Source organism: Streptomyces vilmorinianum (assembly GCF_005517195.1).
In the GTDB taxonomy this organism is placed as follows: domain Bacteria; phylum Actinomycetota; class Actinomycetes; order Streptomycetales; family Streptomycetaceae; genus Streptomyces; species Streptomyces vilmorinianum.
Genome location: NZ_CP040244.1, coordinates 32,666 through 57,904, shown reverse-complemented (window position 1 = coordinate 57,904; position 25,239 = coordinate 32,666). Strand labels below are relative to the sequence as shown.

The 25,239-nt window shown below is 74.0% G+C and carries 27 protein-coding genes; 12 read left to right on the top strand and 15 right to left on the bottom strand.

The annotated features are described in order from the left end of the window. Positions 1 to 26: 26 nt before the first annotated feature. On the bottom strand, positions 27 to 554 hold the full coding sequence (locus FDM97_RS00280) for a peptidylprolyl isomerase (protein WP_137988263.1): 528 nt from the start codon (positions 552 to 554) through the stop codon (positions 27 to 29). Between the two features lie 168 nt (positions 555 to 722). Between FDM97_RS00280 and FDM97_RS00275 the strand changes: the two genes are divergently transcribed. After that, positions 723 to 1,484: a DUF5324 family protein gene (locus tag FDM97_RS00275; RefSeq protein ID WP_137988262.1), complete on the top strand. Its 762-nt coding sequence runs from the start codon at positions 723 to 725 to the stop codon at positions 1,482 to 1,484. A 45-nt stretch (positions 1,485 to 1,529) separates the two neighbouring features. Here FDM97_RS00275 and FDM97_RS00270 read toward each other — a convergent pair whose 3' ends face one another. Together FDM97_RS00270 and FDM97_RS00265 are read right to left on the bottom strand one after the other, a co-directional pair. Beyond that, entirely contained in the window at positions 1,530 to 1,901 is a 372-nt protein-coding gene (locus FDM97_RS00270) for a DUF6344 domain-containing protein (protein WP_137988261.1), read from the bottom strand. Between the two features lie 175 nt (positions 1,902 to 2,076). Beyond that, positions 2,077 to 3,333, bottom strand: coding sequence for an MFS transporter (locus tag FDM97_RS00265; protein ID WP_137988260.1), 1,257 nt, complete (start codon positions 3,331 to 3,333; stop codon positions 2,077 to 2,079). Between the two features lie 231 nt (positions 3,334 to 3,564). Between FDM97_RS00265 and FDM97_RS00260 the strand changes: the two genes are divergently transcribed. Continuing rightward, positions 3,565 to 4,095, top strand: a complete 531-nt coding sequence (locus tag FDM97_RS00260) for a flavin reductase family protein (RefSeq protein WP_137988259.1) — start codon at positions 3,565 to 3,567, stop codon at positions 4,093 to 4,095. A gap of 59 nt (positions 4,096 to 4,154) precedes the next feature. On the opposite strand, the gene FDM97_RS00255 is transcribed toward FDM97_RS00260, so the two are convergent. Genes FDM97_RS00255 through FDM97_RS00245 form a run of 3 tightly spaced genes read right to left on the bottom strand, consistent with a single transcriptional unit; the run spans position 4,155 to position 6,312 of the window. Beyond that, a complete protein-coding gene (locus tag FDM97_RS00255; protein ID WP_137988258.1) occupies positions 4,155 to 5,132 on the bottom strand; it encodes an MBL fold metallo-hydrolase in 978 nt (325 codons plus the stop codon). 43 nt (positions 5,133 to 5,175) lie between these two features. After that, positions 5,176 to 5,829: a 4'-phosphopantetheinyl transferase family protein gene (locus FDM97_RS00250; protein ID WP_137988257.1), complete on the bottom strand. Its 654-nt coding sequence runs from the start codon at positions 5,827 to 5,829 to the stop codon at positions 5,176 to 5,178. 54 nt (positions 5,830 to 5,883) lie between these two features. Next, entirely contained in the window at positions 5,884 to 6,312 is a 429-nt protein-coding gene (locus tag FDM97_RS00245) for a nuclear transport factor 2 family protein (protein ID WP_137988256.1), read from the bottom strand. Positions 6,313 to 6,445: 133 nt separating this feature from the next. Between FDM97_RS00245 and FDM97_RS00240 the strand changes: the two genes are divergently transcribed. Further along, complete coding sequence (locus FDM97_RS00240) at positions 6,446 to 7,231, top strand: DUF6081 family protein (RefSeq protein WP_137988255.1); 786 nt, start codon at positions 6,446 to 6,448, stop codon at positions 7,229 to 7,231. 16 nt (positions 7,232 to 7,247) lie between these two features. Here FDM97_RS00240 and FDM97_RS00235 read toward each other — a convergent pair whose 3' ends face one another. The 4 genes from FDM97_RS00235 to FDM97_RS00220 form a co-directional block, all read right to left on the bottom strand. After that, positions 7,248 to 8,285 carry an aromatase/cyclase gene (locus tag FDM97_RS00235; protein WP_137988254.1) on the bottom strand — a complete coding sequence of 346 codons (1,038 nt, stop codon included), beginning with the start codon at positions 8,283 to 8,285 and terminating at the stop codon, positions 7,248 to 7,250. A 130-nt stretch (positions 8,286 to 8,415) separates the two neighbouring features. After that, entirely contained in the window at positions 8,416 to 8,673 is a 258-nt protein-coding gene (locus FDM97_RS00230; protein WP_137988253.1) for an acyl carrier protein, read from the bottom strand. 17 nt (positions 8,674 to 8,690) lie between these two features. Continuing rightward, complete coding sequence (locus FDM97_RS00225; RefSeq protein ID WP_137988252.1) at positions 8,691 to 9,944, bottom strand: ketosynthase chain-length factor; 1,254 nt, start codon at positions 9,942 to 9,944, stop codon at positions 8,691 to 8,693. Next, complete coding sequence (locus tag FDM97_RS00220; protein ID WP_137988251.1) at positions 9,941 to 11,206, bottom strand: beta-ketoacyl-[acyl-carrier-protein] synthase family protein; 1,266 nt, start codon at positions 11,204 to 11,206, stop codon at positions 9,941 to 9,943. Before FDM97_RS00220 ends, FDM97_RS00225 begins: the two co-directional genes overlap by 4 nt. A 286-nt stretch (positions 11,207 to 11,492) precedes the next feature. On the opposite strand from FDM97_RS00220, the gene FDM97_RS00215 reads away from it, so the two are divergent. The 8 genes from FDM97_RS00215 (at position 11,493) to FDM97_RS00180 (ending at position 19,267) form a co-directional block, all read left to right on the top strand. Next, positions 11,493 to 12,308: an SDR family NAD(P)-dependent oxidoreductase gene (locus FDM97_RS00215; RefSeq protein ID WP_137988250.1), complete on the top strand. Its 816-nt coding sequence runs from the start codon at positions 11,493 to 11,495 to the stop codon at positions 12,306 to 12,308. Next, complete coding sequence (locus FDM97_RS00210) at positions 12,308 to 13,120, top strand: SDR family NAD(P)-dependent oxidoreductase (RefSeq protein WP_137988249.1); 813 nt, start codon at positions 12,308 to 12,310, stop codon at positions 13,118 to 13,120. The genes FDM97_RS00215 and FDM97_RS00210 overlap by 1 nt, the downstream gene beginning before the upstream one ends. Before the next feature lie 33 nt (positions 13,121 to 13,153). After that, positions 13,154 to 14,173 carry an LLM class flavin-dependent oxidoreductase gene (locus FDM97_RS00205; protein WP_137988248.1) on the top strand — a complete coding sequence of 340 codons (1,020 nt, stop codon included), beginning with the start codon at positions 13,154 to 13,156 and terminating at the stop codon, positions 14,171 to 14,173. 129 nt (positions 14,174 to 14,302) lie between these two features. Then, positions 14,303 to 15,070, top strand: a complete 768-nt coding sequence (locus FDM97_RS00200) for a DUF6081 family protein (RefSeq protein WP_137988247.1) — start codon at positions 14,303 to 14,305, stop codon at positions 15,068 to 15,070. After that, entirely contained in the window at positions 15,067 to 16,464 is a 1,398-nt protein-coding gene (locus tag FDM97_RS00195) for an NDP-hexose 2,3-dehydratase family protein (protein ID WP_137988246.1), read from the top strand. The genes FDM97_RS00200 and FDM97_RS00195 overlap by 4 nt, the downstream gene beginning before the upstream one ends. Beyond that, positions 16,461 to 17,441: a Gfo/Idh/MocA family protein gene (locus FDM97_RS00190; protein ID WP_137988245.1), complete on the top strand. Its 981-nt coding sequence runs from the start codon at positions 16,461 to 16,463 to the stop codon at positions 17,439 to 17,441. The genes FDM97_RS00195 and FDM97_RS00190 overlap by 4 nt, the downstream gene beginning before the upstream one ends. Before the next feature lie 15 nt (positions 17,442 to 17,456). Beyond that, positions 17,457 to 18,083: a dTDP-4-dehydrorhamnose 3,5-epimerase family protein gene (locus FDM97_RS00185; RefSeq protein WP_137988244.1), complete on the top strand. Its 627-nt coding sequence runs from the start codon at positions 17,457 to 17,459 to the stop codon at positions 18,081 to 18,083. Beyond that, the gene (locus FDM97_RS00180) at positions 18,080 to 19,267 is read left to right on the top strand and encodes a DUF6365 family protein (RefSeq protein ID WP_137988243.1); all 1,188 of its coding nucleotides are present in this window, start codon (positions 18,080 to 18,082) and stop codon (positions 19,265 to 19,267) included. The genes FDM97_RS00185 and FDM97_RS00180 overlap by 4 nt, the downstream gene beginning before the upstream one ends. 35 nt (positions 19,268 to 19,302) lie before the next feature. Here the strand turns inward: FDM97_RS00180 and rfbH are convergent, their stop codons facing one another. Together rfbH and FDM97_RS00170 are read right to left on the bottom strand one after the other, a co-directional pair. Next, positions 19,303 to 20,607 (bottom strand): lipopolysaccharide biosynthesis protein RfbH, encoded by a 1,305-nt coding sequence (gene rfbH, locus FDM97_RS00175; RefSeq protein ID WP_137988242.1) that lies wholly within the window; start codon positions 20,605 to 20,607, stop codon positions 19,303 to 19,305. A 152-nt stretch (positions 20,608 to 20,759) separates the two neighbouring features. Then, positions 20,760 to 21,743 (bottom strand): NAD-dependent epimerase/dehydratase family protein, encoded by a 984-nt coding sequence (locus tag FDM97_RS00170; RefSeq protein ID WP_137988241.1) that lies wholly within the window; start codon positions 21,741 to 21,743, stop codon positions 20,760 to 20,762. Between the two features lie 133 nt (positions 21,744 to 21,876). Here FDM97_RS00170 and FDM97_RS00165 point away from each other — a divergent pair, with 133 nt between their 5' ends. Then, a complete protein-coding gene (locus FDM97_RS00165; RefSeq protein WP_137988240.1) occupies positions 21,877 to 23,058 on the top strand; it encodes an acyl-CoA dehydrogenase family protein in 1,182 nt (393 codons plus the stop codon). A 50-nt stretch (positions 23,059 to 23,108) separates the two neighbouring features. On the opposite strand, the gene soxR is transcribed toward FDM97_RS00165, so the two are convergent. From soxR to FDM97_RS00150, 3 genes are all read right to left on the bottom strand, one after another. Beyond that, complete coding sequence (gene soxR, locus FDM97_RS00160; protein ID WP_137988239.1) at positions 23,109 to 23,690, bottom strand: redox-sensitive transcriptional activator SoxR; 582 nt, start codon at positions 23,688 to 23,690, stop codon at positions 23,109 to 23,111. 1 nt (position 23,691) lies between these two features. Then, positions 23,692 to 24,399, bottom strand: coding sequence for a DsbA family oxidoreductase (locus FDM97_RS00155; protein WP_137988238.1), 708 nt, complete (start codon positions 24,397 to 24,399; stop codon positions 23,692 to 23,694). A gap of 134 nt (positions 24,400 to 24,533) precedes the next feature. Beyond that, the gene (locus FDM97_RS00150; protein ID WP_137988237.1) at positions 24,534 to 25,142 is read right to left on the bottom strand and encodes a hypothetical protein; all 609 of its coding nucleotides are present in this window, start codon (positions 25,140 to 25,142) and stop codon (positions 24,534 to 24,536) included. Positions 25,143 to 25,239 lie beyond the last annotated feature (97 nt).

The window sequence follows — 25,239 nt, the reverse complement described above, 5'->3', positions numbered from 1 at the left end:
GGTCCGCGGGTCCGCGGGTCAGCGGGTCAGCGGGTCTCGATCACCACGGACTCGAGGACCACGTCGTCGAGGGGGCGCTTGGTGTTCGCGTTGACCGGCGTCGCGGCGATCGCGTCGACGACCTTCTTGCTCTCCGCGCCGACGACCTCGCCGAAGATCGTGTGCTTGCGGTTCAGCCAGGTCGTGGCCCCGACCGTGATGAAGAACTGCGAGCCGTTCGTGCCCGGACCGGCGTTGGCCATGGCGAGCAGGTAGGGGCGGTCGAAGAAGAGCTCCGGGTGGAACTCGTCGGCGAACTCGTAGCCCGGACCGCCGGTGCCGTTCCCCAGCGGGTCCCCGCCCTGGATCATGAAGCCCTCGATGACCCGGTGGAAGACGGTGCCGTCGTACAGCCGGTCCGCGGCGACCTTGCCGGTGGCCGGATGCGTCCACTCACGCTCGCCCTGGGCGAGTTCGGTGAAGTTTCTGACCGTCTTCGGGGCGTGGTTCGGCAGGAGCCGGATCTCGATGTCGCCCCGGTTGGTCCTGAGAGTGGCGTAGAGCTGCTCGGCCACGGTCCGCCTTCCGTAAGTCTCCACTGACGCGCATCGCATCCTCGCACGGAAGAGACAGGGCCATGCCCCGTATGCCCGCCCCGCATGCCGGACCACGATCGGACAGGCATGATTTCGAAAAGGGTGGAAAGGCGAAAAACCGACACCGCCACCGAGTAGGAGGATCCCGTGACCCGGATGGACAGCGTGCGCGCCGCGACCGATTCGGCCAAGGACAGCGTGCTGCACGCCGCGGAAGTGGTGGCGCCCTATGCCGGCACGGCCAAGGACCAGGCCGTGCAGTACGCCGGTACGGCCAAGGACCAGGCCGCGCACTATGCGCACGAGGCACGCGTCCGGCTCGCGCCGAAAGTCTCGAAGGCCGCCAAGCGGGCCCGTAAGCAAGCTCGTGTGCAGTACGACTGCTATGTCGCACCGCATGTACCGCCGCGGGTCGACGAGGCCGCGCATCGCGCCGCGGTCGTCACCCGTAAGGCCGCCCGTCAGGCGGCCGACTACACCGTTCCTCGCGTGGAGAACGCGGTCGCCGCGACCGGTCCCGTTCTCGACGAGGCCGGAGCGCGTTCGGTGGCCGCCTGGGCCGCGCTGCGCGGGCAGGTGACACCGAAGGAGATCAGGAAGATCGTGAGGAAACACGAGCGTCGGGCCAGGGCCGGACGCCTCGCCAAGGGACTCGCGGGCCTTGGTCTTCTGGTCGGCGCCGCCTTCTTCGCGTGGAAGTGGTGGGACAAGCAGGCCAACCCGGACTGGCTGGTCGAACCGCCCGCTCCTACCGAGGTCGACGAGGAGTCGGAACCGTCGTCCCTGACGTCGCCGCCGACGGGGGCTCTCGATCCTGAGGTGGAGGCCAAGGAGGCCAAGGAAGCCAAGGAGGCTGAGGCCGAGGCTGGGGAGGCTGGGGCCGATGCGGAGGGCGACGAGCGTCGCTGACCGCGGGTTTCCTGGGGCGCGGGGAGCGCATCGACTCCCTGCGCCCTACGCGGCCGCGGCGAGCGCACGGCCCGACAACTCCGTCTGGTCCGCGAGAGCGGTCTCGACCGGGGAGCCGGCGGGCAGGTGGCGTACGGAGGGCGAGGAGTTGTGCGCCTCGGCACGGATGCGCTGCTTGATGGTGGGCGGCAGAGAACGGTCGCGGGCCGCGGGCCACTGATGCGCCGGTCGCTGCGCCGGTACGGCGGCGAGGGTGCGCGCGCCGGTGGTGGCGGCGGACGAGGCCGGCTCCTCCGGCTGCTGGACGGAGGGAGCCTGCGCGGCGGCGGCGGTGCTCGCCAGGCCGACGGAGGCGAGCAGGGCGAAGAGTACGGAGATGAAGGCGGTCCAGAACTGCTTGACCTTGGCGGTGGCCATGGCCCCTCGCTTTCGTTGTCGCTTTCGCTTGAGTGACGTTCTCGGATGGTTCATTTCGAATTGCGCGCTTTTCGTACCTTCCTCATGATGTGGACGGGCGCCGGGATTCCATGGAGCGACGCCGCCACCGCGCAGTTCTTCCGATGAACACCACTCGTACGGCTCACTGGCCGGCTCAGTGGGCGCCGACGAGCTCTGCCGTGGCAGGGGTGGGCGCCTGGGCGCGGGACCGCTCGGCCCAGCGGACCGCGGGCTTCGTCAGCAGCCCCGTGACCAGGAAGATCGCACCGAGGAGCAGCCAGCCGGGCACGCCCCAGGTCACCAGGAGCGCCGTGACCAGGAGCGGGCCGAGGGTCCTGGCGACAGGGACACCGGTGCCGTAGAAGCCCTGGTACTGCCCGATCCGGCCGGCCGGCGCGAGGGAGAAGCCGATCTGCCAGGAGCCGGCGGAGTGGCGCATCTCCGCGATCACCTGGAGCACCGCCCCGAGGGCGAGGACCGCGACGGTCGCCCACGGCCCGAAGCCGGCGGCCGTCACCGCGAACACGGCGCAGGAGGCGAGCATGACGGCCCCGGCCCGGCCCACCGCGCGCGTGGCCTCGGGCAGCCCGGTCACCGCCTTGGCCGTACGCACCTGGAAGAGCATCACGACACCCGTGTTGAGGACGAAGAGCGCCGAGACGACCCAGCCAGGGGCGGAGGTCCGCTGCACGATCCACAGCGGCAGGGCGAGGCTGAGCAGCGGCAGCCGAAGGAGCATCAGCGCGTTGAGGAAGGTGAGCAGCGCGTACGGGCGGTCGCGGAGCACGGCCAGGCGGGGTTCGCCCCCGGCCGCCGCCGGGGCGCCGGCCACGACCGGCAGGCCGCGCAGCACCAGGGCGCAGAGCAGGAAGCCCATGGCGTCGAGCGCGAAGACGGACAGGTAGGCCGTGCGGGTGCCGGCGTGCAGGGCGAGTCCGCCGATTCCGGCGCCGACGGCGAGGCCGGCGTTGAGGGTGGACTGCAGCCTGGCCAGTACCTCCGTACGGGCCGAGGGCTCGACCAGTCCGGCGAGCAGGGCCTGGCGGGCGGCGGCGAGACCGCTCTGGGCGGTGGCGTACACCGCGGCCGCGATCAGGAACGGCACGAAGGAGCGGATGAAGAGGAACGAGCCGACGGCGGCCGCGGTGGCGAGGGCGAGCAGGACGGCGGTCCCGCGCGGGCCGCGCCGGTCGGCGAGGTGTCCGAGCCAGACGCCGGCGACCGAGCCGACGGCCCAGGCGAGCGTGAGCCCGATCCCGATCTGTGCGGCGGACAGGCCGACGATCTGGCTGAAGTAGAGGGCCGAGGTGACGTAGAAGGCGCCGTCGCCGATCGAGTTGCTCAGCTGGGCGAGGAGGAGAGCTCGGGGGGCCCGGGAGGCCTGCGGGGCCGGGGAGGAGGTGTGCGCCATGTCTCTGACGGTAGGGGGCTGTGGCCCAGGCTGACAGGTCCATTAAGTGCCGGGAAATGTGGGCCACTTGGCGGCGGGCGGGTGGTGGTGGGGAGGGACGGGGAGGGGACGGGGAGGGGACGGGGAGGGCTCCAGTGGGAGTCCAGGGGACCTCCAGACGCCGCGGCGACGCTGTCCAGGCCGGGGGTCCGCCCGGCGCTGCGCATGTGCGAGACGACGGCGGTGAGAGGCATGGCTTTGGGGCCCGAGGCATTCCGCGACTTCTTCGGATCCGTACCGGCGGCCGTCGCGGTGGTGACCACGGCCGGCCCCGACGGCAGACCGCTCGGGTTCACCTGCACCGCGTTCAGCGCGGTGTCCCTGGACCCGGCCCTGCTGCTGGTCTGTGTGGACGAGGGGTCCCGCACGCTGCCCGCGGTGCTCGGCTCGGAGGTCTTCACGCTGCATCTGCTGGCCGCCGAAGGCGGCGAGGAGCTCGCGCGTACCTTCGCGGGACGCTCGGACCGCAAGTTCGACGGGGTGGCGTGGCGGCGCGCCGAGTCCGTGCCCGCGTGCCCGGTCCTGCTCGACGGGGTGCTGGGGCACGCGGAGTGCACGCTGGAGCGGAGCGTGGCCGCCGGTGACCACCGGCTGCTGATCGGACGCATGGAGCGGGTGCTGATACGCGAGGAGGCCCGCCCGCTGCTGTACCGGCGGGGGGCCTTCGCCGCGTGGGACTCCGCGTGGGACGCCGCGCCGGCGCAGATCGCCGCGGGCGCGTGAACGGGCGGCGGCGGCTTCTTCGCCCGGGCGAGGCGGGTGGAGGGCGGTCTGACGGGCGCTCAGGCGTGGCAGGCGGGCAGGCCTCCGTGGTACTCGACCATGCGGGCGAAGAGGTCGCTCATGTCCACACGGGAACCGCGGGGCTCGCCCTGTTCCTCGGCGTACGCCCGGAAGAGGTTGGGGACGAGCCGCTCGGCGTCGAGCCAGCGCGCGTACCCGCCCAGGTCGGTACGGCGGGCCAGCTCGACCGGGTCGAGCCCCTCGGCGAGACCCTGCTGGGCGAGGTCCTGCAGCAGGCGCAGATAGCCCTCGGTCTCGTCGAACACCCCGGGGCCCGCGACCGGGCCGTGGCCGGTGACGACCACCTCCGGGGCGAGGGCGCGCATCGTGTCCAGGGCTTCGAGGGAGCCGGCGACCGAGCCCATGGGGCAGAACGGCGTCACCCCGTTCATCACCAGGTCGCCGGTGAACAGCACCCGCGCGGCCGGCAGCCAGAGCACCGTGTCGTTGCTCGTGTGCGCCGGGCCCAGGTGCAGCAGCTCGGCGGTCTTCTCGCCGATGTGGAGGGTGAGCCGGTCGCGGAAGGTCAGTGCGGGCGGGACGAGTTCGAGGTCGCCCCACTCGACGTCCGGCCACAGGCCCGTCAGGTGCAGGCCCGCTTCGGTCATCTCCGTACGGGCCCGTTCGTGACCGACGACCAGGGACTCCGGGAAGACGAAGTTGCCGAAGGTGTGGTCGCCGTGGAAGTGGGTGTTGACCAGGACCTGGGGGGCGGCCGGGGCGACCGAGAGCACCGCCTCGCGCAGTGCCCGGGCGCGCGCCTCGGTGGCCGCGGTGTCCACGAGCGCGGCGCGGTCGCCCGACACGACGAGACCGGCGTTGTTCAGGCACCAGCCCCCGTCCGGCTGGACGTAGGAGAACACGCCGTCGGCGACCTCCGTCAGCTCGGGCGGGACGGTGCTGCGGGTGCCGGTTCGAGCGCCTGTTCGGTCGCCGGTTCGAGCATCGGCGGTGACTCCGGCGGTGACTCCGGTCATGTGGGGCTCCTCCTCGACATCATGGATCTGACCCATCGTCGGCTCAGCGGCTGGAGCCCTGCTCGAACGCGACCACGCTGACCACCGTCCCCTCGGGCAGCGTGTGCGTGGCGGTGCTCAGGGCGCCGGTGCTCAGGGCGCCGGTGCTCAGGGCGCCGGGCAGGGAGGGCCGTCCGGCCGGGTCCGCGGGGTCGAGGCCGAAGGTGCGGGGCGGGTGGCGCAGCCCGGTGCCCAGGGCCTTTGCGTACGCCTCCTTGAGCGTCCACAGGCGCAGCAGCTCCGCGTCGCGCGCGGTGCCGCGCAGCCCGCGCGCGTCGAGCCCGGCGCGTTCGTGGGGCGTGCACATCCGGTGCTCCAGTACGGACATGGGGCGGCCGGGGCGTTCCGCGTCCACGCCGACACGGCCGCCGCGGACGACCGCGACGGCCAGCAGGGAGCCGGTGTGGCTGAGGCTGAAGTCCAGGTCGGGCAGGCCGGGGGCGTACGGGCGGCCCAGCCCGGTGCGGGCGAGCGGGATCCGGTCCGGGTCGCGGCCCGCGAGCGCGCCGAGGGTGGTGCGCAGTAGCAGCCGGGAGGCCAGGAAGCGGCGGCGCAGCCGGTCGTCGCGCAGGGCGCGCAGGCGGGCGGCGTCACCGGGGTGCGGCGGGCCCCCGCGGGACTCGGCGGCCCGCGCCCAGTCCTCGACGGTGCCGTACACCAGCAACGGCCGCCCGGGGGCCGTACTCGGCGGTGTCCGCACGGCGGCGGGCGGTCAGGCCAGCTGGTCGTGGGTGACCAGGCGCGAGCGGGTCAGGACACCCTCGTCGGTGACCTCCAGGACGTCGTGGACGACGCAGCTGGGCGCGATCTCGGGCTTCCCGCCGGGCCGGACGGTGACGACCAGGGCGTACACGGTGGAACGCAGCGAGCCGTCGGCCTGCGGCTCCAGGGCGATGTGGTTGAACCAGTGGCGGCGCTGGACCGGGTCGCCGTCGAAGCGCTTGTGGAACTCCACCAGTTCGGCGACGATCCCGGCCCGGCCGACCGCCGGCTCGGCGGCGGGGGAGTGCTGGAAGGTGCCGTCCTCGGTGAAGGTGGCCGCGTAGTCGGTGAAGCGGCCCCCGTCGAGGGCCTGCATCTGGTGGGCGTAGAAGTGCTGGACCTGGGCGTAGACGTCGGTACGGACAGCGGTGGCGGTCACCGGTTCCTCCAGAGCGCGAGACGGTCGATGGCGCCACCCTCGCCGGGCGGGCTCGAAGGGGCCTCCACTGCGGCTTGAGCCGGGCCGCGGAACCTCGGTCCACCACGCCACCGAGCCGACGCAGGAGTTGGGCATGCTGTTCGAGGACGACTTCCACGAGGACTGGGCCGCGCCGGGGCGGGCGGCCCGCTGGCGGCTGCGGCCGCTGCCGTGGCTCGCGCAGGGCGACGCCCGGGTGACCACGCCCGGCAACGGCGACGGGCTGTGGGTGGAGTCCGGGTACGGCACGGGGCAGGGGGAACAGCCCGCGTTCAGCAGGGAGCCTGCGGGTCAGGAGGGGGCGGCGCACCTGCGGTGGGCCGCGTTCGCGGAGCCCGAGGCGCGTGGGCCGGGGCTGTTCCGGGCGGAGGCGGAGCTGTCGGCGCGGGTCCTCGCCGCGGACCGGCACCCGGACGGGGACGGGCCGGCGTGCGCCATGGCCGCGCTGATCTGCGTGGACATGGCCTCGGGCCTTGCGTTCGACTTCGCGCTGACGAACGGGTTCGTGTGGGCGCTGTACGAGCGGCTGCCGCGCCCCGGTGCGGCGCACGGCTCCTTCGCGTACGCCGTGCCGGTGGCGCCCCGCACCCCGGAGGCGTGGCATCGCTGCGCGGTCGAGGTGGACGCGTCGGCGGGGCGGGCCCGCTGGCTGCTCGCGGGCGAGGAGGTGTTCGCCGTGGACCGCACGGGCCTGGAGCTCGACGCCCGCCGGTACGGCCGTCACCTGGAGCGTTCCACGCCGGGGCCGCGCTCCGAGGTGGTCCCTGACCGGCTGGCGCTCGGCCTGGGGCTGCTCGCGACGAGGGCGTACGGCCAGGGGGTGCGGCTGCGGGCCCGCCGCGTGGCACTGGCCGAGGGCGCCGGTTATTGCTCGCCCTGACCCCGGGCGCCGCGGGTCAGCCTTCAGCAGCCTGGGCCGCGTCGGCTGCCTGGGCCGCGTCGGCCGCCCCGACTGCCCCGGCCGCGTGGCGCAGGGTGGCGAGGCTGTTGCGGCCGAGGGCTTCGCGGAGGTAGGTGCGGGCGTCGGCGAGGGTGGCGTCGGGGCCGAGGACCTCGGTGATGCCCGTCGGGTCGACGGCGACCGTGTGGCGTGCGGTCGCCACCGGACCCTCGGGGGTCTGCGCGAACGTCCACTCGCCGCTGTGCCCGGACAGCAGCCGGGGGGTGCGCTGCTGCTTGTACGCGATCCACTCCGGCGCCCGGCAGATCCGCGCCGAGCGCGTGGTGTGGGCCGAGCCGTCGGCCGTCACGGTGTCCATCTCCAGCCACTGCACGCCCGGTTCGGGCTCGGTCAGGGTCACGCGGGCGACGTGCGGCAGCAGCTCCGCCCAGCGTTCGGCGCGCTCGACGAAGGTGTAGGCGTCGCGGGCGGCGCCGGTGAGCGGGATCGTGTCCGTGAACGAGAAGACCAGGTCGTCCACCGGATGCCCGGTCTCGGCGAGCGCCGCGAGGGCGCCAAGTTCGCGGGCGCTGTTGCGGTCGAGGGCCTCCTCGATCCGGGCCACGGCCGCCGGGTCGTCGCCGGCGACGGTGAACCGGTGGCGCAGCACGATCTCGGTGCGGCCGTCGGCCAGCCGCCGGAAGAGCCAGCCGCCGGACATCGACGTCACGGGCGGGCGGCTGTGCTCCTGGCGGAAGGACACGTACAGCCGTCGCGGGTCGAGGACGCGGCGCGAGCGCCAGTGCGCGATCTCGCCGTTCACCTCGGCCCAGATCTCGAACCGTTCGGTCCGCCCCTCCCGGGCCAGGTGCCGCACATGCACGGTCGGCTCGAACACGGCGGGCCACCGCGTCACGTCGGCGACGAGGGCGTACAGCGCCTCGGCCGGCGCCGCCACCGTCACGGTGTGCTCGCTGCGGTGGAGGGTCGGGGTGGAGGTGGGCGGAGCGGAGGTGGGCAGGGTGGAAGTGGGTGTGGCGGCGGTGCGGGCCATGGTGCGTACTCCTTGGGCGGGGAACTCGTACGGGGGACGCGTACGGAGGGATGCCACGGGTCATGCCTCGGGGGCACGCACGAGCGAACGGTGCGTGCCCCCGGGTCGGCCGGTCGGTGGTGAGGCCGTGTCAGGCGGCCTGTGCCTCGGAGCCGTTGACGAGGTCGAGCAGGAGGCGCGGGGTGAGCGCCTCGTTGACGTCGTCGTCGTCGAGGGTGATGCCGAACTCGCGCTCGATCCGTGCGGCGCTCTCCATGAGGGCGAGGGAGTCGTAGCCGAGGTCCTCGAAGGTGGTGTCGAGGATGTCGCCGGAGAGGTCGGCGCTGTCGTCCTCGCCCGCGCACGCGACGAGGATGGTGCGCAGGGCGTCGAGGGTCAGCCGTGCCATGTCGGGTCTCCTTGGGTTCAGGGTCGGTGGGTGGTGAGGACGACGGCCGAGTTGAAGCCGTGGCGGCCGCGGGCCAGGACCAGGGCGGTGCTCAGGGCTGCCTCGCGGGGCTGCCCGGTCACCAGGTCGAGCCGGTAGGCGTCGGGCACGCGCGCGGTGCGGCCCGTCGCCGGGATCACCTGGTCGCGCAGGGCGAGCAGGGCGGCCGCGAGATCGGCGGGGCCGCCGCCGGCGCACAGGCGCCCGGTGAGGGCCTTGGGCGCGGTCACGGGCACGCCGTACGGGCCGAAGAGCCGGCCGAGCGCCTCGGCCTCGGCCCGGTCGAGCTCGGGGACGCCCGCGCCGTCGGCGAACACCACGTCGATGTCACCGGGCGTCAGGCCCGCCTGGGCGAGAGCGAGTTCGGCGGCCCGGCCGAGGGCGGGCGGCCGGCCGGAGCCGGGCGCCGGGTCGAAGGTCGCGGCGTAGCCGGCGATCTCGCCGTAGATCCGCTCGGCCCCGCGCTCGCGCGCCGAGTCGGCGTCCTCGACGATGAGGACCGCGCCGCCCTCGCCGGGAACATGGCCGGAGGCGTCGGCGTCGAAGGGCAGATAGGCGCGCTCCGGGTCGGCGACCGTGCTGACCAGGCCGCCGGCGAGCTGCGAGGCGTACCCCCAGGGGTCGAGCGCGGAGTCGACGCCGCCGCTGAGCACCAGCCGGGTGCCGCGGCGGATCGTGCGCCGGGCGTGGCCGATCGCGTCGAGGCCGCCGGCCTGCTCCCCGACCAGCGCGGCGCTGGGGCCACGCATGCTGTTGCGGATGGAGATCTGGCCGGTGTTGACGGCGTAGAACCAGGCGAACGACTCGTACACGCTGACGTACTCGGGCCCCTGGTTCCACAGCTTGTGGAACTCCCGGTGGGTGAAGTCGAAGCCGCCCTGCGCGGTGGAGGTGACGACGCCCAGGTCGTAGTCCTCGAACCCCGCCTCGGGGCCCACGCCCGCGTCGGCCAGCGCCCAGTCGGCGGCGGCGAGCGCGTAGCGGGTGGAGACGTCGGTCTGGGGCAGCAGCCTGCCGGGCAGGTGGTCGGAGGCCTCGAAGTCGTCGATCTGTCCGGCCAGCCGGGACGGGTAGCGCGAGGCGTCGAAGCGGGACAGCTCGCCGATGGCGTTCTCGCCGGTCAGCAGCGCCTTCCAGAAGCGCTCGGTGCCGATGCCGCCGGGCGCGGCGACGCCGAGACCGGTGACGACGACCGGTCGATCGCGGTCAGGGGTGTGCGACGGGGTGCTCATGCGGCCACCTCCGGGCGGTGCAGGACCATGGCGCTCTGGAACCCGCCGAAGCCGCTGCCCACGGTGAGCACGGTGTCGACGCGCTGCTCGCGCGCGGTGAGCGGCACGTAGTCCAGGTCGCACTCGGGGTCGGGCGTGTGCAGATTCGCCGTCGGCGGGACCACGTTGTGCTCGATGGCCAGGATCGACGCGGCGATCTCGATGGAGCCGATCGCGCCGAGCGAGTGGCCCACCATCGACTTGATGGAGCTGACGGGCACCGCGTACGCGTGGTCGCCGAGGCTGCGCTTGAACGCGGCCGTCTCGTGGCGGTCGTTCTGCTTGGTGCCGGAGCCGTGCGCGTTGACGTAGTCGACGGCCGTGCGGTCGAGGCGGGCCTCGTCGAGGGCCGCCCGGATGGACTCCGCCATCTCGCGGCCGTCCTTCTTCAGACCTGTCATGTGGTACGCGTTGCAGCGCGTGGCGTAGCCCCCGACCTCGGCGTAGACGTGCGCGCCGCGCCGCTTGGCGGCCTCGTACTCCTCCAGGACGAACATGGCGGCGCCCTCGGCGAGGACGAAGCCGTTGCGGGTGCCGTCGAAGGGCCGGGAGGCGTGGGCGGGGTCGTCGTTGCGGGGCGTCGTCGCCTTGATGGCGTCGAAGCAGGCGACGACGATCGGGGAGACGGGGGTGTCGGCCGCGCCCGCGACGACCACGTCGGCGCTGCCCTCGCGGATCAGCTGGACGGCGTAGCCGACCGAGTCCAGACCCGAGGTGCAGCCGTCGGACACCATGGTGACCGGGCCCTCGGCGCCGGCCGCCCAGGCGACCTCGGCGGGCATGACCCCCGGGCTGAGGTAGTCGAACATGTACGGGGACAGGTGCGCCGGGTCCACCAGCCACTCGCGGCCGGCGTCCGACATCACGAGGTACTCGTTCTCCAGGCTGGTCGCGGAGGCGACCGCGCTGCCCAGGGCGACGCCGATCCGGGACGGGTCGAGCGCGCCCGTGTCCAGGCCGCTGTCGGCGAGCGCGTCCCGGGTGCAGGCGACGGCGAACTGGGTGGCGCGGTCCATGCGCCGGACCTCGCGCGGGGAGAAGCCCTCCGCCCGCGCGTCGAAGTCGACCTCGCCCGCGATCCGGGAGCGGAAGGGCGCGGCGTCGAAGAAGCTGATGGGCCGGGTGGCCGTACGGCCCGCGGTGAGCAGGTCCCAGAACTCTTTCGTCCCCGAGCCGCCAGGGGCGCGCACCCCGACCCCGGTGATCACTACGCGTCGGGTCACCGTCGTCCTCCTGTGCTGCTGGGCATCGCGTGGGGCTCCTTTCGCCCGCCGTACCTCTCTGACACAGCCGCACACTCCCCCGCCCGGCTCGAGGGCGGCTCGCGGGCCGATGGGGCGCCCTCGGACGCGCTCGGACGCACTCCGGCGCGCTCGCGAGCCGCCTTCCAGCCCCGCTCGAGGGGCGGTGGCCACGCTCTCGGGTGGCACGGCGGGACGCCCCCTCCACCCCGTCCCGCACCGCACCCACCCGCACCCACCCGCACCCGCCCAAGGGAGACGAGCAGCAATGACGACGCAGACAGCGACGGACACGGCGACGGACACGGCAGCCAAGCCGGTGGCGCTGGTGACCGGAGCCACCAGCGGCATCGGTCTGGCGATCGCCCGGCGGCTGGCCTCGCTCGGCGCGCGCACCTTCCTGTGCGCCAGGGACGAGGCGCGGCTCGCGGAGACGGTGAAGGAGCTCCAGGCCGAGGGCTTCGACGTGGACGGCACGGTGTGCGACGTGGCGGACCCGGAGCAGATCCGCGCCTACGTGGCGGCGGCGGTGCAGCGGTACGGGACGGTCGACATCCTGGTGAACAACGCCGGCCGCAGCGGGGGCGGCGCCACCGCCGAGATCCCCGACGAGCTCTGGCTCGACGTCATCACCACCAACCTGACGAGCGTCTTCCTGATGACGAAGGAGGTGCTCAACGCCGGTGGAATGCTGGCCAAGAAGCGCGGCCGGATCATCAACATCGCCTCCACGGGCGGCAAGCAGGGCGTCGTGCACGCGGTGCCGTACTCGGCGTCAAAGCACGGTGTCGTCGGTCTGACCAAGGCCCTCGGACTCGAGCTGGCCCGTACCGGCATCACCGTGAACGCCGTGTGCCCGGGCTTCGTGGAGACCCCGATGGCCGAGCGGGTGCGCGAGCACTACGCCGGCATCTGGCAGGTGTCCGAGCAGGAGACCTTCGACCGCATCACCGCCCGTGTGCCGATGGGCCGGTACGTGGAGACCCGCGAGGTCGCCGCGATGGTCGAGTACCTGGTGGCGGACGACGCGGCCGCGGTCACCGCGCAGGCGCTCAACGTCTGCGGCGGGCTGGGCAACTACTGATGGCCGCCGACGCACCCAAGACGCCGACCGCACCGACCGCGCCGGTCGCGGTGACCTCGCCTGTCGCGGCGGCCGCGGCGACCGCCCCCGTCGCCCTGGTCACCGGCTCCTCCTCCGGCATCGGGCGGACCGTCGCGCAGCGGCTGGCCGCCGAGGGGTACCGGATCGTCGTCAACTCCGCCCGCTCCGTGGAGGACGGCGAGAAGACGGCCGCCTCGCTGCCGGACGCGCTCTACGTCCGGGCGGACGTCTCCGACGAGGCGGACGCGCGCCGCCTGGTGGACACCGCCGTCGCGCACTACGGCCGGCTCGACGTCCTGGTCAACAACGCCGGGCGGACCCGCGCCATCGCGCACGCCGACCTGGCCGCCGCCACGCCCGAGGTGTGGCGGGAGATCCTCGGCCTGAACGTCATCGGGACCTGGCAGACCACCGTCGCCGCGATGCCCCATCTGACCCGCGCGGGCGGCGGCAGCGTGGTCAACGTGTCCTCGATCGCGGGCAGCCGGCCGGCCGGCAGCTCGATCCCGTACGCGGTGAGCAAGGCGGCCATCGAGCACATGACCCGGCTCCTCGCGAACACGGTCGGCCCGGCCGTACGGGTCAACGCGGTCGCACCCGGGCTGATCGAGACGCCCTGGACGCAGAACAGCGACTTCTTCGCTCCGATCGCCGAACACGTGCGACAGACCACGCCGCTGCGCCGCACGGGCCGGCCGGAGGACGTCGCGGAAGCCGTCCTGGGGCTGGTCCGCGCCACGTACACCACCGGGCAGGTCCTGCTGGTGGACGGCGGCGCCCACCTGCTCTGAACCATCCACCCCCGTCCTCCGAGGAGTTCCACCGTGCGGCTCGCCGTGAACCTCGTCCATCAGGGTGCCGGCGAACTCGCCCGCGCCGCCGAACGGCTGGGCTACGCCGCCGCGCTGGCCCCGGAGGGCTACCGCTCCGACGCGGCCAGTGTGCTGGGCCTCGTGGCGGGGGTGACCGACCGCATCGCGCTGATCTCCGGCGTGATGCAGATCCCCGGCCGCCCGCCGGCCATGGCCGCGCTGACCGCCGCCACGCTCGACTCGCTGAGCGGCGGCCGGTTCCGGCTCGGCCTCGGAGTGTCCAACCCCGATGTGTCGGTGGGCTGGTACGGGGTCGCCTTCAGCCGTCCGCTGGAACGCACCCGGGAGTACGTCGACATCGTGCGCCGCGCCCTGGACGGCGAACCGGTCACCCACCAGGGCGCGCACTTCGAGGTCGGCGGGCCCGCCCCGCTGCACCTGCTGACCGAACGGCCACCGGGCCGGCTGCCGGTGCTGCTCGCGGCGGTCGGGCCGCGGAATCTGCGGCTCGCGGGGGAGATCGCGGACGGCTGGCTCGGCGTCTTCACCTCGCCGGAGGCCGTCGCCGAGGCCGTCGCGGAGATCCGCACGGGCCGGGGCACGGACGACCTGAGCGGGTTCGACGTGCTGCCCAGCCTGCCGACGGCCGTCGCCGACACCGCGCAGGAGGCGGCGGACGCGCTGCGCGGCCAGTACGTGTACCTCATGGGCATCGGGGACCCCGAGCGCAACTTCTACTGCGCGATGGCCCGTTCGATGGGGTACGAGGCCGAGGTGGCCGCCTTCCTCGACCGGCTCGCGGCGGGCGACCGCGCGGGCGCGGGCGCGGCGCTCCCGCTCGGTTTCATCGACCGTACGGCGCTCATCGGCCCGGTCGACCGGATCGCGGACCGGATGCGGGCCTACGCGGAGGCGGGCGTGACCACCCTCGGGGTCATGGTCTCGGCCGCCGCGACCGGCCTGGAGGGCCGCCTGTCCATCCTCGAAGCGGCCGCCCACGCCTGGGAACGCTCCGGCACGGCCACCGGCTGACTCCCCGCGGTTTCACGTGAAACAGGACCGATGCGGGCCCGCCCTGTTTCACGTGAAACATCACCTCCCTTTCCCCGCCCCCGCCCCTGCCCCGCCCCGCCCCGCCTCGCTCACCGCACGGAGAACGCCATGACGCTCCTCTTCCACGACGACTTCGCCACAGGGCTGCGGGTGCGCGACCCGGAAGCGCGGCCCGACGGCCCCTGGTCACTGCGGCCCGCAGGCGCTCTGACGGCCGGGGACGGCATCGCGCGCGCCACGGCCGCCGGCCTGGTGGTGGAGCCCACCGGCACCGACCCCGGCACCGGGCGCCCGGCGTTCGTGGTGCCGCCCGGGGGCGAGAGCCCCGACCATCTGCGCTGGGCGGCCTTCGGGCCCGCGTGCCCGGCCCGCGGTGCCACGGTGACCGTGTCCGCGACGCTCTCGGCCGAGCCGCTGGGGGAAGGGGCGGACGACATACGTGACGGCGCGGGCGCGCTCGTCGTCCTCGACCGTGACGCCGGTCTGATCCTGGACTTCGCGCTGACCGGCGGCCGGGTGTGGGCGCTGTACGGCCGCGTGCCCGGCCCTGACGGCAGCCGGGGCGGCTTCTCGTACAGCGTGCCGCTCGCCCCGCGCGGCCCCCTGGACAGGCACCGCTGCGCGCTCGTGGTGGACACGGCGGCGGCCGTGGCCCGCTGGTTCCTCGACGGCACCGAGGTGTTCTCCGTGGAGCGCCTCGGCCAGGGTCTGCCGGAGCGGGTACGGCCGGACTCCGTGACCCCGGGGCCGCTCGGCCTCGTGCGGCCCGCCGCGGTCGTGCCCGGCCTGGCGCTGATCTCCGACCGCCCGCACGGGCAGGGCGTGCGCCTCACCGTGGGCGCGCTGTCGGTCGTCGAGGGGGCGGCGGCGCTGTGACCCGTATCAAGGACGCGGCAGGCTTCCACGCCTGGTTCGCCGAGCGCGGCACCGCCCACCGGTACCGCATCACCCCGGCCCCGCTGCACGACCTGGACGGCTGGTACACCGACCCGGCCACGGGCGATGTCCGGCACCGCAGCGGCGGGTTCTTCTCGATCGAGGGTCTGCGGTTCGAGCCGTCGGACCCGGGCGTGCCCGCGTGGACGCAGCCGATCATCCGGCAGCCCGAGACCGGCATCCTGGGTGTGCTGATCAAGCGGTTCGACGGGGTTCCGCACCTGCTGATGCAGGCCAAGATGGAGCCGGGCAACATCACCACGCTCCAGCTCTCGCCGACCGTGCAGGCCACGTTCAGCAACTACACGCGGGTGCACCGGGGCTCCGCCGTGCGCTACATCGACCACTTCCTGACTCCCGGCGCCGGTGACCGGGTGCACTACGACGCGCTGCAGAGCGAGCAGGGCTCGTGGTTCCTGGGCAAGCGCAACCGCAACATCGTCGTCGAGACGACCGCCGACGTGCCGGTCCACGAGGACTTCTGCTGGGTGCCGCGCCCGGTGATGGCCGAGCTGCTGCGGGTCGAGAACCTCGTCAACATGGACTCGCGGACCGTGCTCGCCGGCCTGCCCGACGACAACGGCGAGACCGACGAGACCTACGAGACCGGCGACACCGATGACACCGGCGACACCGGCGACCTCGGCGAGCGCCCGGCGCCGGGGCGGGCGGCGGAGAAGCCGCTGCACGACACCGCGGCGCTGCTGCACTGGTTCACCGGGGCCAAGGTGCGCCACCGCCCCGAGCGCCGGACGATCCCGCTGAGCCGGGTCGGCGGCTGGCGCCGCGACGGCGACCGGGGCGAGATCGTCCACGAGGAGGGCCGGTACTTCCGGATCATCGGCGTCGACGTCGAGGCCGACAGCCGCGAGGTGCCCTCCTGGTCCCAGCCGATGCTGGCTCCGGTGGGCCGCGGGGTCATCGCCTTCGTGAGCAAGGAGATCCACGGGGAGCGCCATCTGCTGGTGCAGGCCCGCGCGGAGGCGGGCACCTTCGACGCCGTCGAGCTCGGGCCCAGTGTCCAGTGCAACCCGGGCAATCTCGCCGAGGGCGCGCGGCGGCCGCCGTATCTGGACGCCGTGCTGGGCGCGCGGCCCGAGCAGGTGCTGTTCGACACCGTGCACTCCGAGGAGGGCGGCCGGTTCTACCACGCGGAGAACCGCTATCTGGTGGTCGACGGGACCGACATCCCCCTCGACGTCCCCGAGGACTACACGTGGATGACGGTCCGCCAGCTCACCCGCGCCGGCCGGATCGGCAACCTCGTCGACGTCGAGGCGCGCACCCTCCTGGCGTGCGTCCGCACCCTGCCCGGCCACGGGGCTTCCCGGTGAGCGCGCTGAGGATCGGCGTCGCGGGCTGCGCCGACATCGCCCTGCGCCGCATGCTGCCCGCCTTCGCGGCCTCCCCTCACACGCACGTGACGGCGATCGCCAGCCGTACCGCCGACAAGGCCCGGGCCGCCGCCGACACCTTCGGCTGCGCGGCCGTCGAGGGGTACGACGCACTCCTCGAACGCGCCGACGTGGACGCCGTGTACGTACCGCTGCCGGTCGCCCTGCACGCCCGGTGGACCGAACGCGCGCTGCGCGCGGGCAAGCACGTCCTGGCCGAGAAGCCGCTCACCGCGCGGGCCGCCGACACCGCCCGGCTGCTCCGCCTCGCCCGTGAGCGCGGCCTCGTCCTCGCCGAGAACTATCTGTTCGTCCACCACGGCGCGTACACGGCGGTACGGGAGCTGGTGGCCGAGGGCGCGATCGGCGACGTACGGGCGCTGCACGCCTCGTTCACGATCCCGCCGCGGCCCGCCGACGACATCCGCTACCGCGCCGACCTGGACGGCGGGGCCCTTCTCGACATCGGCGTGTACCCGGTCCGGCTGGCCTCCCTGCTGCTCGGCCCGGAGCTGCGGGTGCACGGCGCCGTCCTGCGCCACGACACCGCGCGCGGTGTCGACCTCGGCGGCAGCGCGCTGCTCGGCGACCCGGCGACCGGGGCGAGTGCCCAGCTGGTCTTCGGCATGGAGCACACGTACACGGCGGGCTGGCGGCTGCTCGGCAGCGAGGGCTGCCTCGCCCTGGACCGGGCGTACTCCCCGCCGGCCGGTCACCGCCCGGTGCTGCGGATCGAGCGTGCCGACGGCGTCGAGGAGCGGGTCCTGCCCACGCACGACCAGGCGGCCGCCGCTGTCGCCGCCTTCGCCGAGACCGTGCGCCGGGGTGTCGGCGACGACGCGGGAGACGCGGCCGTACTGCGCCAGGCCGGGCTGGTCGACGACATCCGCAGGGCCGCCCATGTCGTGAAGATCTGAACGGAGCACCGAGGTATGGACATCCGAGAGATCCGCGAGGTCCCGGGCGCGTACGTGATCACCCCGCACCAGTGGCCCGACCCGCGCGGCGCGTTCTTCGAGTCGCTCCGCACCGACCTGGTGAGCGAGGCGGTCGGGCGCCCCTTCGAGGTGCGGCAGATCAACTACTCGACCTCGCGCCGCAACACCCTGCGCGGCGTCCACGGCGTGCTCATCCCGCCCGGCCAGGCGAAGTACGTCACCTGCGTGCGCGGCGCGCTGCGCGACATGGTGGTGGACCTCAGGGTCGGCTCGCCGACGTTCGGGCAGAGCGCGAGCACCCTGCTCACCCCGGAGAACGGGGTGGCCGTGCACGTCACCGAAGGGCTCGGCCACGGCTTCCTCGCCCTCACCGACGACACCTGCATCTCCTACGCCCTGTCCACCGCGCACGTGCCGGGGACCCAGTTCGAGATCGACCCGCTCGACCCCGAACTGGCGCTGCCCTGGGGCTACGAGGAGCCTCCGCTGCTGTCCGAGAAGGACGCCCGGGCGCCGTCGCTGCGCACGGCGCTGGAGCGCGGCATCCTCCCGCGCTGGCCCGCCACCGCGCCCCAGGACACCCCCACCCCCACCCCCCACGGGAAGAACGGGACACCATGAAGCTGCTGTTCCTCGCGCCGGTCGTCGGCACCCACGGCGAGGTCACCACCGGTCTGGGCCTGGCCCGGCTCCTGGCCCCCGCCGGCATCACCGCCCACTTCGTCGTGGACACCCACAACGCGCCGCAGCTCACGGCCGCCGGCGTGCCCGGCACCGTCATCGACGCGTCGATGGGCGCCGGTGTCCGCACGGTGATCGAGGACGCCGTACGGGCCGAGCGGCCCGACGTGATCGTGCTCAGCGACTACCTCTCGTACTGGCTGATGATGCACCGCGTCTACCGCACCGACCCCTGGTTCGTGGAACGGCTCGGCGTCCCGGTGATCCCGCTCGACCTGTACGAGTGGGAGAACACCGACTTCCGCATCGACCACTTCGGGCTCGGCCTGGAGGTGGACCGGCGGATCCTCGGCATGCCCGTCGCGCTGCGGCCCGCGCCCTGGGCCCGCCCCGACCCGGGGCCCGGCAGCCGAGGCCTGGTCTACCCGTTCATGCGGCCGCTGCCCCGCCCCACCACCGCGGCGCGCCGCGCCGTACGGGCCTCCCTGGGAGTGCGCGACGAGGACCGGCTGCTCTCGCTGTCCGTCTCGGGCTGGCAGCGCCACGCCCAGTCGGTCGAGGACCCGGTGACGCGCGGCCTCGCCCGGCGAGTGCCCGAGCACGTCACGGCCGCGCTGCGCCGACTGCCCGCCACCACCCGCTTCCTGGTCGTCGGACCCGACCTCGACGGTCTCGAGGGGCTGCCCGCCGACCGCACCCACCGGGTGCCGTCCTGCCCGCCCGACCGCTACCGGGACCTCCTCGACGCCTCGGACGCCGTCCTCTCCCTGCATGTGCCCGCCTCGGCACTCGTACGCTCGGTCTTCTCGGACCTGCCCGCGGTGTACGTCGGCCACAGCGGCCCGCACGCGGAGGGACCGGACGCCCTCGCCCCGTACAGCATGTGGCCCCTGCGCTGGAACTCCGTCGTCCGGCCGCTGCTCACGGACAACCCGCTGACCGAGACCTTCCGGCAGGCCGAACTCCTCGACACCGAGGGCACGGTGACGGCCCTCGACGCCGTCCTGAACGATCCCGGGGAGCGAGCCCGGCTCGCGGAGGGGCGCGCCCGCTACCTGGCGGCGCTCGACGCGCTGCCCGCCGTCCCGGAGATCTTCGCGGAGGCGGTCCGCCGGCTGGGCTGACGCCGGAGCTCGCGGCCTCGGGGCGAGGGGTCGGCTCAGCGGCGCGCCGCGGCGGCGAACTCGCGGATGCTGCCCGACACATGGTCGATCATCGCGTCCGTCAGGCTCGGATGGACGCCCACCCACAGGGTGTGCTCGGTGATGACGTCGGAGTTGGTCAGCTCGCCCACCACCCGGAACTCGCGGCCGTGGTAGGCGGGGTGGCGGGTCAGATTGCCGCCGAACAGCCGCCGGGTGCCGATGGCGCGGGAGGCCAGGAACTCCTCAAGGCCGCGCCGGGTGAAGGGCGCGTCGGGCCGCACGGTGAGCACGAAACCGAACCAGCTGGGGTCGCTGTGCTCCGTCGCCCGGGGCAGCAGCAGCCCCGGGACCTCCGCCAGGCCCTCGTACATCCGCTGCCAGTTGGCCCGCCGGGCCTTGCCGAAGGCGTCCAGCCTGGCCAGCTGGCTGACGCCGAGCGCCGCCTGGATGTCGGTGGCCTTCAGGTTGTAGCCGAGGTGCGTGAAGATGTACTTGTGGTCGTAGCCGTGCGGCAGCGTCCCCAGCTGGTAGTCGAAGCGTTTGAAGCAGGTGTTGTCCTTGCCCGGCTCGCACCAGCAGTCCCGGCCCCAGTCCCGCAGCTGCTCCACGATCCGCGCCAGCGCCAGGTTCCGGGTGAGGACGCAGCCGCCCTCGCCCGTGGTGATGTGGTGCGCCGGGTAGAAGCTGGTCGTCGTCAGGTCTCCGAAGGTGCCGGTCAGCCGGCCCCGGTGGTACGAGCCGACCGCGTCGCAGTTGTCCTCGATGAGGTACAGGCCGTGCTCCTCGGCGATCGCGGCGATGTCGGCCACCGGGTACGGGTTGCCCAGCGCGTGCGCGATCATGATCGCCTTCGTCCTCGGGCCGACCGCGGCGAGGACCCGCTCCGCGGTCGTGTTGTACGTACCGAGCTCGACGTCGACGAAGACGGGGACCAGGCCGTTCTGGATGATCGGGTTGACCGTCGTCGGGAACCCGGCCGCCACGGTGATCACCTCGTCGCCGGGGCGCAGCCTGCGCTCACCCAGCGTGTGGGAGGTCAGCGCGGTCAGGGCGAGGAGGTTCGCCGACGAGCCGGAGTTGGTCATGTGTGCCTTGCGCAGCCCGAAGTAGCGGGCGAACTCCCGCTCGAAGCGCCGGCTGCTCGGGCCGGCCGCGATCCGCAGGTCGAGCGCCGCCTCGACGAGCGCCACCCGGTCGTTCGCGTCGAGCGTCGCGCCCGCGGGCTGCACCGGCGTCACTCCCGGCACGAACTCCCGGTCCTCCGTGGCCTGGTGGTACGCGCGCACCCTCGCCAGGATCTGCGTCTTCTCCGCGTCCATCGGAATCGTTGGCCTTTCGCTGGGCCGGCTGGGCCGACTGGGCTGACCGGCTGAGTGACTGACCGGCTGAGTGACTGAGTGACTGACAGAAGCGGGGGCGCGGACGTGCCGCCGCGGACCCCGTCACCCTGGGGCCGCCCACTAGCCGCCCACTAGCCGGTCGCTCGCCCGCCGCTCGCCGACCGCTCGCCCGCCGCTCGAGGCCCGCTGGAAGCCCCGGCCACCGCCTCCCACAGCCCTCGCAGCGACTCCTCGGGCCCGCGCACCGCGCGCCAGCCCAGCAGCTCCCCCGCCACCTCGTGGGACGGGCCCCGGCCCAGCCCGGACAGGCCGCCGGGCGGCGTCCGCCCCGGCTCCGGGAGGCGCTCCTCGACGCGCGCGGGAACGCCGCTGAGCCGGATGAGCGTGTCGAGCAGCTCCCGTACGCCGACGGGGCGGCCCGTTCCCAGATCCAGGGCCCGGCCGCGTACCCGCGGGGCGGCGGGCGGCCCGGCGGCGGCGAGCACCGCGTCGGCCGCGTCCCGTACGTCGAGGAACTCGCGGCGTTCGCGCCGCGCGAGCGCCGTCACGGTCACGGTCACGGTCACGGGTTCGCCGGTGCGGGCGGCCCGGGCGAGCCGCGCGGCGACCCCGCCCAGGAAGCTGCCCTCGGGCATGCCGGGGCCGAGCAGGTTCGGCAGCCGCAGCACCGTGCCGCCCGCCTCCGTCACGCACGCGGTGGCCGCCGCCTTCGTACGGCCGTAGACGGTCGCCGCCGCGTGCTCGTGGACGCTGCCGAGCTGCACGAGCCGGGGCGCCGGCGCACCCGGAGCCGGTACGGCCCGCACGGCCGCCACGAACCGCGCCACCGCGTCCTCGTTGGCGTCCGCCATCTCCGCGTCACTCGCGCCCCACACCGCGCCCGCGGCGTTGACCACGACCTGCGGCGCGAGCGCGGCCAGCTCGTCCGCGAGCCGTCCGGGCGCGGCCCGCACGAGGTCGACGGCGCGCGCCGTGACCCCCGCGGCCCCCTGGGCGCGCCGGGACCAGCCGTGCACCTCCCAGCCGCGGGCCAGGAACGCGGCGGACACATGCCGTCCGACGAAGCCGCTGCCGCCGAGGACGAGCACGCGCGGCGCGGGGGTGGAACGGGCCATGTCGAGGTCTCCTTCAGGGCTGCGGCCGGGCCCGGCAGCCTTCCAGGGCGGCCTGTAGTCCCGCTCGAGCGGCCCGCGTGAGGCTGACGCGGAGAGCACCCGACGCAGGCACTGTCACAAGGAGCAGACCAGGATGCCGACTGAGCAGTTGACGGCACGGCGGACGACGTCCCGCATCGACATCGACTCCGCCGCCGTGGTGGTCGCGGCCGCCGATGTCGCGAAGATCGCCGCGGAGCACGCGGGGGCCGCCGAGCGCGATCGCAGGCTCGCCCCGGAGGTGGTGCGGTCCATGCTGGACGCCGGTTTCGCGCGCCACTTCGTACCGCGCCGGCACGGCGGTGAGGCCGGGACCTTCGAGGAGATCGTGCGGGCGGTGTCCGTGGTCGGCGAGGGGTGCACCTCTGCCGCCTGGGCCGCGTCGCTGACCGCCTCCCTCGGCCGGATGGCCGCCTACCTCCCCGAGGAGGGGCAGCGGCGGATCTGGGCGGGCGGCCCGGACACCCTGATCGTGGGCGCGCTCATGCCGCTGGGCCGGGCCCGCCGCGAGGAGGGCGGCTGGCGGATCAACGGCACCTGGCCCTACGTCAGCGTCGTGGACCACGCGGACTGGGCGCTGGTCTGCGCGATGACGACCGAGGACCGGCCGACCGCCCGCTTCTTCGCCGTGCCGCGCGGAGACTGGCGCACCGAGGACACGTGGTCGTCGGTCGGCATGCGCGGCACCGGCAGCAACACGCTGTCGGTGGACGGGGTGTTCGTGCCCGACGAGCTCACGTTCACCCGTGACGCCGTGGCCACCGGCCTCGCCGAGGGTACGGAGGGTGCCGAGGCCCCCTGCCACCGCGTGCCCCTCAAGGCCGTCAACGGGCTGTGTTTCGCCGCTCCCGTCCTGGGCGCCGCGCGGGCCGCCCTGGCCGCCTGGCGGGAGGGCACGGCGCCCCGCCACACCTCGGCCTCCGGCGGCCTGGAGAGCGCGGCGGCCGTCGTCCTCGGCCGCGCGGCGGGCGAGGCGGACACAGCGGCGCTGCTCCTGGAGGCGGCGGCCCGTACCGCCGACACCGGCCAGGTCACCGCCATGGACGTGGCCCGCAACAGCCGGGACTGCGCGCTCGCGGCCGAACTCGCCACGGCCGCCGTGGACCGCCTGTTCGCCTCCGCGGGCACCCGCGCCCATCAGGACGCGGCGCCGCTCCAGCGCCACTGGCGGGACGCCCACACCGCGGCCGGCCACATCGTCCTGGGTTTCACCCCGGCCGCCGAGGCCTACGCCCGCGAACTCCACGCCCCGCGCCCGCCGCACGGCGAGAACTGACCACACCGAGCGAGGCGTACGAGGCGAGGGCATCCCCCGCCTCGTACGCCTCACTCCGTCGTACCGTCCCGGCAGCTCGTGCTCACGCCGCCGCACGGCTCCGGCGCGGGCGCGGGCACGGGCGCGGGCGCGGATGCGGGGCGCTGTCTGCCGCGGGCCGCCGCGCCCGTGGGCTCCCGCAGGAGCCTGCGCGGCCCGGGCCCCTCCTCGCCGAGCTCGTCGTACGGGTTGGTCAGCGGGCAGTCCCGTACCGACAGACAGCCGCAGCCGATGCAGTCCTCCAGCCCGTCGCGCAACGCGAGCAGCTGCTCGATGCGCGCGTTGAGATCCGCGCGCCAGCGCTGCGAGAGCCGCGCCCAGTCGTCCCGGTTGGGCGTGCGCTCCTCGGGCAGTTCGGCCAGCGCGTCGCGGACCGTGCTCAGCGGGATGCCCATGCGCTGCGCCACCCGGATCACCGAGATGCGGCGCAGCGTGTCCCGGGTGTAGCGGCGCTGGTTGCCGGGCGTACGGCGGCTCTTGATGAGCCCCTTGGACTCGTAGAAGTGCAGGGCCGTGACCGCGACGCCGCTGCGCGCCGACAGTTGTCCGACGGTGAGTTCGGTGACGTGGTACGCGGGCCGGGCGACGGTCATGTCAGCCGGCCTCCACCAGGGCCCGGTGCAGCTGCTCCACGGACGGAACGCCGGTGGTGACCCGTACGCCGTCGACGAAGACGCTCGGGACGCCCGTCACCCCGCGCCGGGCCGCGGCACGCTCGTCCTCGCGGACGTCCTCGGCGTAGGCGTCGCCCGCCAGGACCGCCGCGACGCGGCCGGCGTCGAGCCCGGTACCGGTCGCGGTGCGCAGCAGGACCTCGTGGTCGGCGACGTTCTGCTGCTCCGTCAGATACGTGCGGAACAGCTCGCTCTTCATCCGGTGCGCGAGTCCGTCCTCGGCGGCCAGGTGCACCAGGCGCTGCGCGTCGAAGGAGTTCACGGGGCGTACGCCGGTGAGCCGGATGTCCAGGCCCTCGGCCTCGCCCAGGACGCGGATCTTCTCGAACAGCTCGACGGTCTCGCCGGGTTGGAGTCCGAGCTTCTCCCGCATCATCTCGCCGAGCGTGGCACCGGGCGTTCGGGGCTGGTCGGGACGGAGTTCGAAGCTTCGCCACACCACCTCGACGTCACGACCGCCGTCACGACCGCCGTCACGACCGCCGTCACGACCGCCGTCACGACCGCCGTCACGACCGCCGTCACGACCGCCGTCACAACCCTCCAGGCGTTCGATCGCCTTGTCGAGGCGCGCCTTGCCGATGTAGCACCACGGGCACATGATGTCGGACCAGATCTCGATCTTCACGGACGCTCTCTCCCCACTTCCGGATCTACCTCCACAGGCTGCAACCTCGAGTGCGCTGGAGGTCAAGCGCACGGAAAACGCGCCGGCCGGCCCCGCTCGGGGGCCGGCCGGCGCGCGGCGGCCGCGCGGGGCGGCTACTTGACGAGCGTCTTGGTCAGCGCGATCGGCTGGTCGGGCCAGCAGGCGAGCTGGGCCTCGCCCGTCCAGTTCGGGGAGATGAAGGTCCAGCTGAAGCCCGGGTCGTCGTGCGACGTACCGCCGAAGCGGGTCTCCAGGGTGGCCCGGGTGTTGGGGGCCTTCAGCTTGATGGTGACCTTCGGGAGGTCGAACGGGGTGTTGGCGACGTACGGGCCGGCGGCGCGCAGCACGGCCTTCGTCCCGTCTATCTGCAGCTCCGGGGTGCCCGCGGCGCCGCCGTCGGCGACCTCGTAGGAGACGACCGTCGCGCCGGCCGGCAGCTTGAACTGCAGGGCGACGTTCTTGACCTCCTTGTTGTAGGCGGGGTTCGGGGTGATCGGGGCCGGGTCGAGCGTGACGTCGAAGGTCGCCCCGGGCCGGACGGTCGCGGGGGCCACGGCGTCCACGTAGGTGGAGTACGCGAGACCGGTCACGGTGCCGACCCGGCAGTCGAAGTAGGTCTTCACCGGAGCGGCCTGGGCGCCGGACGTGGTGGCCGCGACACCGGCCAGGGCCAGCGGGACGGCGATCGCGGCGGTGCGGGCACGGCTGCGCAGTGCGGACATGGTGATGGGTTTCCGTTCTCGTCGACAGCTGTCCGCCGGCGGGTGCCGGCGGAGGAATGGGGTGACGCGGACGCACGGGTGACGGCCGGACGACGGT

What these genes read in the sequence shown, in the direction of transcription:
- FDM97_RS00270 (WP_137988261.1), bottom strand. Translation starts at nt 1,901, where the DNA reads ATGGCCACCGCCAAGGTCAAGCAGTTCTGGACCGCCTTCATCTCCGTA.
- FDM97_RS00265 (WP_137988260.1), bottom strand. Translation starts at nt 3,333, where the DNA reads ATGGCGCACACCTCCTCCCCGGCCCCGCAGGCCTCCCGGGCCCCCCGA.
- FDM97_RS00260 (WP_137988259.1), top strand. Translation starts at nt 3,565, where the DNA reads ATGGCTTTGGGGCCCGAGGCATTCCGCGACTTCTTCGGATCCGTACCG.
- FDM97_RS00255 (WP_137988258.1), bottom strand. Translation starts at nt 5,132, where the DNA reads ATGACCGGAGTCACCGCCGGAGTCACCGCCGATGCTCGAACCGGCGAC.
- FDM97_RS00240 (WP_137988255.1), top strand. Translation starts at nt 6,446, where the DNA reads ATGCTGTTCGAGGACGACTTCCACGAGGACTGGGCCGCGCCGGGGCGG.
- FDM97_RS00235 (WP_137988254.1), bottom strand. Translation starts at nt 8,285, where the DNA reads ATGGCCCGCACCGCCGCCACACCCACTTCCACCCTGCCCACCTCCGCT.
- FDM97_RS00230 (WP_137988253.1), bottom strand. Translation starts at nt 8,673, where the DNA reads ATGGCACGGCTGACCCTCGACGCCCTGCGCACCATCCTCGTCGCGTGC.
- FDM97_RS00225 (WP_137988252.1), bottom strand. Translation starts at nt 9,944, where the DNA reads ATGAGCACCCCGTCGCACACCCCTGACCGCGATCGACCGGTCGTCGTC.
- FDM97_RS00215 (WP_137988250.1), top strand. Translation starts at nt 11,493, where the DNA reads ATGACGACGCAGACAGCGACGGACACGGCGACGGACACGGCAGCCAAG.
- FDM97_RS00210 (WP_137988249.1), top strand. Translation starts at nt 12,308, where the DNA reads ATGGCCGCCGACGCACCCAAGACGCCGACCGCACCGACCGCGCCGGTC.
- FDM97_RS00200 (WP_137988247.1), top strand. Translation starts at nt 14,303, where the DNA reads ATGACGCTCCTCTTCCACGACGACTTCGCCACAGGGCTGCGGGTGCGC.
- FDM97_RS00185 (WP_137988244.1), top strand. Translation starts at nt 17,457, where the DNA reads ATGGACATCCGAGAGATCCGCGAGGTCCCGGGCGCGTACGTGATCACC.
- FDM97_RS00180 (WP_137988243.1), top strand. Translation starts at nt 18,080, where the DNA reads ATGAAGCTGCTGTTCCTCGCGCCGGTCGTCGGCACCCACGGCGAGGTC.
- rfbH (WP_137988242.1), bottom strand. Translation starts at nt 20,607, where the DNA reads ATGGACGCGGAGAAGACGCAGATCCTGGCGAGGGTGCGCGCGTACCAC.
- FDM97_RS00170 (WP_137988241.1), bottom strand. Translation starts at nt 21,743, where the DNA reads ATGGCCCGTTCCACCCCCGCGCCGCGCGTGCTCGTCCTCGGCGGCAGC.
- FDM97_RS00165 (WP_137988240.1), top strand. Translation starts at nt 21,877, where the DNA reads ATGCCGACTGAGCAGTTGACGGCACGGCGGACGACGTCCCGCATCGAC.
- soxR (WP_137988239.1), bottom strand. Translation starts at nt 23,690, where the DNA reads ATGACCGTCGCCCGGCCCGCGTACCACGTCACCGAACTCACCGTCGGA.
- FDM97_RS00150 (WP_137988237.1), bottom strand. Translation starts at nt 25,142, where the DNA reads ATGTCCGCACTGCGCAGCCGTGCCCGCACCGCCGCGATCGCCGTCCCG.